Annotated in this window: 6 protein-coding genes; all 6 read left to right on the top strand. The window is 42.4% G+C overall.

Translation table 11 applies throughout. From position 1 onward, the window contains the following. The first annotated feature begins 253 nt into the window (after window positions 1–253). The 6 genes from nagA (at window position 254) to addA (ending at window position 10,540) form a co-directional block, all read left to right on the top strand. Entirely contained in the window at window positions 254–1,432 is a 1,179-nt protein-coding gene (nagA, locus tag HNQ41_RS14300; RefSeq protein WP_246421716.1) for an N-acetylglucosamine-6-phosphate deacetylase, read from the top strand. An 11-nt stretch (window positions 1,433–1,443) separates the two neighbouring features. Beyond that, window positions 1,444–2,196, top strand: a complete 753-nt coding sequence (gene nagB / locus HNQ41_RS14295) for a glucosamine-6-phosphate deaminase (RefSeq protein ID WP_184665115.1) — start codon at window positions 1,444–1,446, stop codon at window positions 2,194–2,196. A gap of 2 nt (window positions 2,197–2,198) precedes the next feature. Beyond that, window positions 2,199–2,921 (top strand): GntR family transcriptional regulator, encoded by a 723-nt coding sequence (locus tag HNQ41_RS14290; RefSeq protein WP_184665114.1) that lies wholly within the window; start codon window positions 2,199–2,201, stop codon window positions 2,919–2,921. Between the two features lie 164 nt (window positions 2,922–3,085). Further along, a complete protein-coding gene (locus HNQ41_RS14285; protein ID WP_184665113.1) occupies window positions 3,086–3,229 on the top strand; it encodes a hypothetical protein in 144 nt (47 codons plus the stop codon). A gap of 80 nt (window positions 3,230–3,309) precedes the next feature. Further along, a complete protein-coding gene (addB, locus tag HNQ41_RS14280) occupies window positions 3,310–6,831 on the top strand; it encodes a helicase-exonuclease AddAB subunit AddB (RefSeq protein WP_184665112.1) in 3,522 nt (1,173 codons plus the stop codon). Continuing rightward, entirely contained in the window at window positions 6,806–10,540 is a 3,735-nt protein-coding gene (gene addA / locus HNQ41_RS14275; protein ID WP_184665111.1) for a helicase-exonuclease AddAB subunit AddA, read from the top strand. The genes addB and addA overlap by 26 nt, the downstream gene beginning before the upstream one ends. Window positions 10,541–10,556 lie beyond the last annotated feature (16 nt).

The following is a 10,556-nucleotide window of genomic DNA, read 5'->3' as shown; positions in this document are numbered from 1 at the left end:
GATAAAGTCCACCTCGAATTTGGTTTAGTGACCATCGCCCACAACTTCCTGAAACAGGCGGAGGTGGACCGCCTGTTTCGGAGACTAAACCATAATAAAAAGAGAACCAACCGTGAATTTTACCTATCACGGTTGGTTCTCTTTTTGTTTAAAGGGGGTTTTGGGACAACCCCTTTTTTAATAATAAACGACATAAAGGTATAGACCACTATAAGTCCGTATGTTATATTAGGTTCATAAGGAGAAAAGGAGAATGATTATGCCAGAATCGCTCATTTTTAAAAATGGTGAAGTCATTACTGAAGAAAAAACAATTGCTTGTGGTTACGTCCATGTACAAGCTGGTCAAATTGTTGCAGTCGGAGAAGGAGAACTAGAGAAAGTAGATCCTCATACAACTGTTGTTGAGCTTGAAAAAGGAGATAAGCTCGTCCCAGGTTTCATCGATATTCATATACATGGATCTGTTGGTTATGACGTGATGGATGGTAAAGATGATTCGGTTAAAAAAATCTCCAAATCATTACCATCTGAAGGGACGACATCTTTTTTACCGACGACAATTACGCAAAGTGTTGAAAATAAATACAAGGCATTGCAAACTGTTGCGCGCGTACACGAAGCACAAGTAGGTGACGGGGCAGAGATTGTTGGTATTCATTTAGAAGGTCCGTTTATTGCTGAGAAACGGGCAGGAGCACAGCCCAAAGAACATATACAAGCGCCGAATCTTGAACAATTTGAGCGATTTCAAGATGAAGCAAAGCAATTGATTCGTCTAGTAACGATGGCACCTGAAGAACCGGGCGGAGAGGAACTTGTGACGGCATTAAACCAAACGGGGGTTATTGCTTCAATTGGTCATTCCGATGCAACATCGGCAGAAGTTCAAAAAGCAAATGCGGCAGGAGCGACGCACGCGACACATTTATTTAATGGTATGAGAGGAATGCATCATAGAGAAGTAGGTACAGTGGGGGGGGTGTTTTTAAATCAAAACATCATCGCAGAACTCATTGTAGACGGTGTTCATATAAGTCCCGAAATGGTAGAGATTACGTATCATCAAAAAGGTGAAGACGGCATTGTTTTAATCACAGATTCTATTCGTGCTAAAGGGCTTGGCGATGGGGATTATGAACTCGGAGGCCAACCAGTGAAAGTTGAAAATCAACGAGCGTATTTGGCTGATGGGACGCTGGCAGGTAGTACGTTGCACATGATTGACGGAGTAAAAAATATGATCCAGTTTACTTCTTGTTCTTTAAAAGAAGCAGTGAAGATGGCCTCTTTAAATCCAGCAAAACAAATTGGTGTGGCTAATCGAAAAGGAAGTATTACTGCTGGTAAGGATGCCGACCTAGTTATTTTAAATGAATCTCTTGAAATAAAAGCAACATATATCAATGGTCATTTAGTTTATCGTCGATAGGAGGTAGGAGAATGAAAATAATGAAAGTGGATCATTATGAGGAAATGAGTCAAGAAGCTGCCAAGCTTGTAAAAGAGAAGATTAAAGCGAACCCAAAAGCGACACTAGGTCTTGCCACTGGTGGTACACCTGTTGGTATGTATGAGCAGTTAATTAAAGAGTACAAGGAAGGTTCATTGTCTTTTCGTCATGTGAAAACAATTAACCTTGATGAATATGTCGGTCTAACAGCGGGTGATGAAAATAGTTACCGTGCATATATGAATAATCTCTTTTTTAAACATATTGATATCCCTAATGAATCCACGTTTTTACCAAATGGTGATGCTGATGATTTACAGAAAGAATGTGAGTATTATGAGGAAACGATTAAATCGATAGGCGGTGTCGATTTACAAATTTTAGGAATAGGTGGCAATGGTCATATTGCTTTTAACGAGCCTGGGACACCTTTTACTTCGCGTACTCATGTCGTTAAACTTGCCTCGGCAACGAGAGAAGCGAATGCTCGTTATTTTGACGATGAAGAAGATGTACCTGAATATGCTGTAACGATGGGCATTGAAACGATTCTCGAAAGTAAAGAAATCGTTTTACTAGCATCTGGAGAAAACAAAGCTGAAGCCTTACGAGAATTAGTTGAAGGAGAAAAGGATGAAGCCAATCCTTCCACGGCTCTTCAGGGGCACCCTAACTTAACAATTATTGCAGATCGCCAAGCTTGTAAAAAGTTAGGGGAACAATCGTTTACAAAGGAGCAATGATAATGATTGATAAACAATCACCTATACCCATTTATTACCAGTTGGAAGAATGGGTCAAGCACAACATTGAACGTGGTGAATGGGAAGAAGGCATGATGATTCCTTCAGAACGAGAACTAGCAGAAAAGCATGAAGTGAGTCGTATGACGATAAGACAAGCTATTAATAATCTCGTTAATGCCGGGTATTTATCGCGTGAAAAAGGCAAAGGGACTTTTGTTGAGCCAAATAAAATTGAACAACCGTTACAGGGGTTGACGAGCTTTACTGAAGATATGGAAGCGCGTGGTATGAAACCAGGAGCGAGGCTTTTATCTATTGGGATCGTTTCAGCAACGGAGATGGTCGCAAATCGTTTGGATATTTCAGAGGGGAGTCAAGTGTTCGAGTTACGTCGTGTTCGTCTTGCCGATGATCAGCCGATGGCGTTGGAAGCAACATACTTGCCGGTTGAACTTGTCCCTGAGTTCAGTGAGACAATTGCTAATCACTCTCTGTACGATTATATAGAAAACGAGCTCGGTTTCGAAGTGGAAAAAGCAACACAGTCGATCGAAGCTTCGATTGTCAGCGATGAAGAACGTGATGTTTTAGGATTAGAATCGGGAGACCCAGTTCTTTTAATAGAACGTTGTACATCATTGAAAGATGGACGGCCATTAGAATTTGTGAAATCCGTCTACCGTGCAGACCGCTATAAGTTTTATATAGACATGAATCGGTAAAAGGCTGAGGGAAAATTTCAATCATACTAAGTTGGAGTACGAGGTAAACGCCATACGTATGCGAGAATGGCTGCGCCTCCAAGGAGGTAGATTTGAAAAGTGGGGAGAAATGAGCTGATCCTAGAGGGTCAGCTTATTTTCGTGGTGTTGGGAGGTGGTATCGTTTGAAGTTTATGAGTGAAAACGAGCAGTTTATGATGAAGGTAGGATTCATTACCCACCTCCCAGAAGCCAACATCTCTTATAATCCCGCAACCATGCTAACAATGAGTGTTAATAGTTACTATTATCTGACGCTAGCCGTGTGATGAAATATCCAGTAAAATAGAAAATAACGAAAACGTTCGTTCGCTTTATGAATTCAATGAAAGTTAAGGAGGGCAACAATATGCCAGTGACGTTTTACCTGGGACGGTCTGGAAGTGGGAAAACGACGACGATGCAAGAGACAATTGCTCATCGACTTCGTGAAAACCCTGAAGGAGCACCGATTATTTATCTTGTCCCAGAACAAATGACCTTTCAGTCGGAATATAAACTTGTCAAATTGCATGGAAACGGGATGGCTCGTGCGCAAGCGGTTAGTTTTTCTCGTTTAGCTTGGCGTATTTTACAAGAAGTAGGAGGTATGTCTCGTTACCACGTGCAACGTACAGGTGTTCAGATGTTGCTTCGTAAAATTATAGAGCAAGAAAAAAATGACCTCCGTGTTTTCGGTCAAGCGAGTGATAAATCAGGTTTTATCGATCAAGTAGAGCGGATGATGACGGAATTGAAGCGTTATGACGTTGTAGCGAGTGATTTAGAGAGCACGCGTTCAGCGTTAGAGGAGAAAGGTGAAGGTGACCCTAAATCTCGTAGACTAGCGGATAAATTACATGATGTCGCACTCGTTTATGAAAAAATGGAAACCTCGTTGGCGGAAACATATGTATCATCAGAAGACGCTTTGCCGTTATTAGCTGAGAAAATTACTTATTCAGAGGCCTTGAATGGTGCGGAAGTGTTTATCGATGGTTTCCACCGTTTTACTCCTCAAGAATTAACGGTTATTGAACAATTGTTGCGTAAAGCCGATCACGTTCATATCGCTTTGACTGTAGATGATGTATATGACGAACAGTCTCCTCATGAACTGGATACGTTTTTTATGACAGGAACGACATATCAACAACTTAAATATATTGCCAAAGAAAATGATATCGAGATTGAGGAGCCTGTATGGTTTACGGCAGGACAACGATTTTCAGCAAATGGATTGTCACACTTAGAAGCTTTTGGTGACACACGTCCTGCCTACACCTCAAATGATCGTGAAGGTGTTCACTTACTTGCAGCCGTGCACAGGCGTGCTGAAGTGGAAGGCATTTCCCGGGAAATTTGTCGTCTTGTACGCGAAGACGGGTACCGTTATCGAGACATTGCTGTTTTAGTTCGGAATGCGAACGATTACGCCGATTTAATGGAAACCATCTTTCGTGATCACAACATTCCTTTATTTATGGATGAAAAGCGCTCGATGCTCAATCATCCAGTCGTTGAATTTATTCGCTCTTGTATGGAAATTGTTTATGGGAATTGGCGGTACGAGTCAGTGTTTCGGTGTTTTAAGACGGACCTTTTATTTTCCCTTGAAGATGATCGAGAGAAATTACGTGAACAAGTCGATGAACTAGAGAATTACGTACTTGCATACGGAATTCAAGGGAAAAAATGGCACGAACAAAAACCTTGGACCTATCGGCGCCAGAGAACGATTGCTGATGGAGAACTCCCTAAAACAGAGGAAGATGAGGCGTTTGCCCAACGTTTAAATGAATTGCGTGAATTGTTGACCGCGCCGATTAGAAAGTTTGAACGTCAGGTAAAGTCAGCGAAGACGGTTCAAGACTATGCGAAAGCTGTTTATCTTTTATTGGAAGGTTTAGAGGTTCCTAAAAAACTTGAAAGAATGAGAGATGAAGCTGCCGAAAAAGGTGATCTCGGTCGATCACGCGAGCATGACCAAGTTTGGGATGCAGTTGTCGACTTACTTGATCAAGTGGTGGAAATGGCAGGAGAAGAAACGCTATCGTTTGAGCGTTTTCGACAAATGATCGACACCGGTTTAGAGGGAATGAAGTTTGCGATTGTTCCACCGGCGATGGACCAAGTAACAGTTGCAAGTATGGAGCGTTCTCGTTTATCGGATATTAAATGTACGTTTGTCATCGGGGCAAATGACGGTGTGATTCCTGCAAGACCTGAGGAGGATGGTTTATTTACGGATGATGAGCGCGAAAGTTTAGATAGTGATGGATCATGGCTTGCCCCAGGAAGCACAAGACAGTTGCTAGATGAATCGTTTTTGGTGTATTTAGCATTTGCGAGTCCATCTGATCGCCTTTATATCACGTATCCACTTGCTGATGAAGAAGGGAAGTCTTTACAGCCATCAATGTATGTAAAACGGATCCAAGATTTATTCCCGCAATTAACAGAAAATCTGCTTCTCCAAGATCCAAATGAGGTTGACGAGTATGAACAGTCGTTATTTTTAACATCTGAAGAAAAGGCGTTATCTAGCCTTGCCTATCAACTACAAATGTGGCAAAAAGGCTATCCGATTTCTTCGTTATGGTGGGGTGTTTATAATTGGTTTTTAGCTGATGAGCGGCGGAAACAGCTCGCTTCTCAAGTGCTCGGTAGTTTATTTTACCGTAATGAAACGAAAAGGTTGGACCCTTCCATAAGCCGATCATTGTACGGCGAGCACATTCGGACGAGTGTGTCACGTATGGAAACGTATCAAAGTTGTCCGTTTGCACAGTTTGCTTCCCACGGTTTGAAGCTAAAAGAACGTGATACGTATAAATTGGAAGCACCAGACATTGGTCAATTGTTTCACGCAGCTTTAAAGGAAATGGCTGATCACCTTCGAACAGAAGGGAAAGATTGGGCCCAGTTATCTAAAAAGGAATGTACTGAGCTTGCAGGGACGATTGTTGACCAACTAGCACCGAAGATTCAGCGTGAAATTTTGCTTAGTTCCAATCGCTATCATTATATTAAACAAAAGCTTGAAGATGTTGTTGCGCGTGCGTCTACGGTGTTACGTGAACAAGCGCAAGTATCTGGGTTTTCACCTGCGGGATTAGAAGTTGGTTTCGGTCCGAAAGAAGAGTTGCCGCCACTAACGTTTACACTGTCCAATGGTTGTACAATGTCACTTGTGGGTCGTATTGACCGTGTTGATCAGGCGACAAGTGATCAAGGTCTGCTATTAAGAATTATCGATTATAAATCAAGTGCTAAAGACATGAAGCTTCAAGAAGTTTATTACGGATTAGCTTTACAAATGCTCATTTATTTGGACGTTGTGATTTCGTTTTCGGAAGACTGGCTTGGGAAAGAAGCCTCTCCAGCTGGTGTATTGTATTTTCATGTTCATAACCCATTCGTACAAGCATCAGGGACGATGAATGCGGATGCGATTGAAAAAGAACTCATGAAGAAATTTAAGATGAAAGGCTTACTTGCTGCTGATACAGAGGCAGTTCAACTGATGGACCAAAGTTTGGAACAAGGTTTTTCACAAGTCATTCCTGCAGCATTAAAAAAAGATGGGAATTTGGATGGTCGTTCATCTGTCGTACAACCGGATGAGTTTTCCTTATTGCAAAAGTATTTGCGTAATCAAGTAAAGAAAACAGGTGAAGCCATTACAGATGGAGATGTTGAAATTTCACCTTATAAACTAAAGCAAAATACACCGTGTACGTATTGTTCGTTTAAGTCAGTCTGTCAGTTCGACGCAACGTTAGAAGGAAATGATTATCGCGTCATAGCAAAAGAAGATGATAAAGACATCTTAGAGAAGATTCGTCAGGAAGGGAGAGAGCTCGATGGAGATTCGTCCGAAACCGAGTGATGTGACATGGACAGACGAGCAGTGGCAAGCGATTGATGCGAAAGGAAGCAATGTGCTCGTCTCAGCTGCGGCAGGAAGTGGTAAAACAGCGGTGCTCGTTGAGAGAATTATTCGTCGCATTACTGATGAAGAGCCGCCTGTTGATGTCGATCGCCTCTTAATTGTGACGTTTACAAATGCGGCGGCTGCTGAAATGCGCCAGCGAATTGCAGGAGCATTAGAAAAGTCGTTAGCCAATGATCCTGCTTCGCTACATTTGCGCAGGCAGCTTTCGCTTTTAAATAAAGCTTCAATTTCAACATTGCACTCTTTTTGTATGAATGTGGTTCGTAGTTATTATTATATGCTCGATATAGATCCACAGTTTCGTATCGTTGATGAAACTGAGGGTGAGCTCATTCGTGAAGAAGTGCTAGAACATTTATTTGAAGAGGCCTATGGTAGCGGAGACGATGAATTATTTTTTGACCTCGTCGATCGCTATAGTGGTGACCGAAGCGATGAAGCGTTACGTAACCTTGTTTTTCGGTTGTACGACTTCTCCCGCTCTCACCCTAACCCGAAGCAATGGCTTGAAGAGATGGCAAGCCGTTACGAGATTGAAGATGATACGACGATTGATGGCTTGCCATGGAGCTTGGGATTGTTTCAAGATGTTCAGCGTCAGTTGCAGCAAGCAGTCAAATTAATAGAACAGGCGATGGAATTAACGAAGGTTCCAGGTGGCCCTGCTGCTTATTACGAAACGTTTGAGGAAGATCATCCCAATATACAAGCATTGTGCGAGCAAAAGTCTTGGCAAGGGTTATACGATGCCTTTCAATCTTTTAAGTTCCCGACCTTAAAGCAAGCGAGAGGCAAAGATATTGATAAAGGTTTAAAAGATGCAGCAAAAAATTTACGAGACGCGGCGAAAAAACAAGTGAATACGATCAAAGAAACGTATTTTCAGCGCGCTCCACAATCATTTGTTCGCGATTTACAAGATATGGCTCCTGGGATTAAGCGTCTTGTAAGGCTCGTGATGGAATTTTCGGAGCGTTATCAAATGGCGAAAAAAGAGAGAGCGCTCGTTGATTTTGCCGATTTAGAACATTTGTGCTTGGCGGTGCTTTGTGAAGGTTTTGACGAGAAAGGAACGCCGGTTGCTTCCGAACCAGCGCGAGAGTACCAACGTTATTTTGCTGAAGTACTCACCGATGAATATCAAGATACAAACCTTGTACAAGAAACGATTTTAAGGTTGTTATCAAATGGTTCAAATCGTTTCATGGTTGGAGACGTGAAGCAAAGTATTTATCGTTTCCGTTTAGCTGAACCTGGTTTATTTCTGCAAAAATATCAATCTTATGAGTCGATCAACAATATCGAAGAGAACGAAAGTGAAGGGTATCGAATCGATTTAGCGAAAAACTTCCGAAGCCGTGACATCATTTTAGATGCGACGAATTTTATCTTTCGTCAGCTTCTTGATCCTGCAGTTGGTGAAATGGATTATGACAAAGGAGCAGAATTGCACCTTGGAAATAAAGATTTTCCTGAAGATGACACGTTAACAGCTGAACTTGCGGTCATTAATAAAGGTGAACCGCTATCGCAAACAGAACCAGGTGATGAACCAGCGGAAATGGAAGAAGAACTAGAAACAGCGCAGTTGGAAGCGCGTTGGATCGTCCGTCGCATTAAGCAGATGATCGAAAATCAAGAACAAGTGTTGGATAAAGAAACAAAAAGAATGCGTCCAATCACATATCGAGATATCGTCGTATTAATGCGCTCGATGCCGTGGGCGCAAACGATGATGGAGGAATGTAAACAAGCGGGTGTACCTGTGTACGCTGATCTGAATACAGGGTATTTTGAAGCGATCGAAGTATCGGTGATGATTTCGCTGTTAAGTGTGATTGATAACCCGTATCAAGATATTCCCTTAGCTTCAGTTCTCCGTTCACCGATCGTTAGCTTAACGGAACAGGAAATGGCACACGTTCGTATTATCGAAAAGAACGGTAGCTATTATGAAGCGGTGAAAAAAACGATTGATGAGTCACCGGATGAGACTTTGAAACAAAAACTTTCTTTGTTTTATGAACGGCTGATGGACTGGCGAACACAAGCACGTGAAGGTGGGTTATCAGAGCTTATCTGGCGCTTGTATCAAGAGACAGGCTATTACGATTTTGTCGGAGGTATGTCTGGCGGTAAGCAGAGACAAGCCAATTTACGCGCGCTATATGACCGAGCACGATCATATGAAGCGACGTCGTTTAGAGGGGTATTCCGTTTTCTTCGGTTTGTTGAGCGGATGCGTGAACGAGGCGACGACCTTGGAACAGCGCGTGCGCTAGGAGAACAAGAAGATGTCGTTCGTTTTATGACGGTTCATAAAAGTAAAGGGCTTGAGTTTCCAGTTGTATTTTTAGCAGGGATGAACAAAGAGTTCAATAAACAAGACATTAGGAAGAACGTGTTACTACACAAAGAGTGGGGATTCGGTTCGAAAATGATCGACCCAGAAAATCGCGTCATATACCCAAGTCTACCGCAATTGGCGATCAAAAAACGGTTGGAAATGGAAAGTCTCGCAGAAGAAATGCGTGTTTTGTATGTTGCGATGACACGTGCGAAAGAAAGGTTGTTGTTTGTTGGCACCGTAAAAGATGCGGAAAAATCACTGGAAAACTGGCGTTTGGCTATTGAACATGAAGGTTGGGTGCTCCCAAATGGAGACCGGGCGAATGCGAAAAGTTTTCTCGATTGGCTCGGACCAGCTGTGATGCGCCACAAGGATAGTGTGAATTGGCAAGAGGGGATTTCTCCGCAGGATGACGTCGTTTATAATGATCCTTCTCGTTGGAATTTGTCGGTCATTGACCAAGATCAACTTCAGACGTATGTAAGTGAAGAAGAAGAGAAACGTCATGAACGAGAAGAGGCGGTGCGTTCCTTAGAACCGGTAAATGTCGAAGAAGATTGGGAGCAGTTTGTTGGCGGTAAGCTTGAACAAGTGTACGCTTATACATCTGCGACGGTTCATCGTTCTAAACAAACGGTGAGTGAACTAAAGCGACAAATGCATGATGAATACAGTGACCGTACGTTTCTTGGTTCGTTTCGAGCGCAAGATGCTGATCGACCAAGGTTTATGCAAGATGCGACATTGACAGCTTCAGAAATTGGAACAGCGATGCATACGGTGATGCAGCACATTCCTTTAACGAGAGAAAGTGTCAGAGTCGATCGCGTTCAATCCTTGATTGATGAACTTGTTAGAAAAGAAATTTTAACTGATGCAGAAGGACAAGCAATTGACGTTGATAAAATTGCACGCTTTTTCGAAACGCCACTAGGTGAACGTATGCTTCAAGCTAAATCTGTGCAACGAGAAGTACCATTTACGTATGGGGTCCCAGCATCAGAATCTTATGCAGATTGGGATGGACCAGAAGATGAAATGGTGCTCATTCAAGGAGTTGTTGATGTGATCTTAGAAGATGCCGACGGTGGACGAACAATGATCGACTTTAAAACGGATACGATTCAGGGGCGTTTTCCAGAAGGAATGCTGCAAGCTGAGCCTGTTATGAGAGATCGCTACAGCGTACAAATTGATGTTTATATGAAAGCCATTGAAGCGATTTGGCAAACATCGATCGATGAAGCATACTTATACTTCTTTGATGTAGCTGAATCGATCACAATGAAATGATGAAAGAGGAGGGCTG

The sequence above is a fragment of the Texcoconibacillus texcoconensis genome (assembly GCF_014202575.1).
Classification (GTDB): Bacteria; Bacillota; Bacilli; order Bacillales; family Salisediminibacteriaceae; genus Texcoconibacillus; species Texcoconibacillus texcoconensis.
This window is presented reverse-complemented; position numbering and strand designations above follow the sequence as displayed.

Bases quoted from the DNA above. Each gene is read 5' to 3' on its own strand.
- nagB (WP_184665115.1), top strand. From the start codon at position 1,444: ATGAAAATAATGAAAGTGGATCATTATGAGGAAATGAGTCAAGAAGCT.
- addB (WP_184665112.1), top strand. From the start codon at position 3,310: ATGCCAGTGACGTTTTACCTGGGACGGTCTGGAAGTGGGAAAACGACG.
- HNQ41_RS14290 (WP_184665114.1), top strand. From the start codon at position 2,199: ATGATTGATAAACAATCACCTATACCCATTTATTACCAGTTGGAAGAA.
- addA (WP_184665111.1), top strand. From the start codon at position 6,806: ATGGAGATTCGTCCGAAACCGAGTGATGTGACATGGACAGACGAGCAG.
- nagA (WP_246421716.1), top strand. From the start codon at position 254: ATGATTATGCCAGAATCGCTCATTTTTAAAAATGGTGAAGTCATTACT.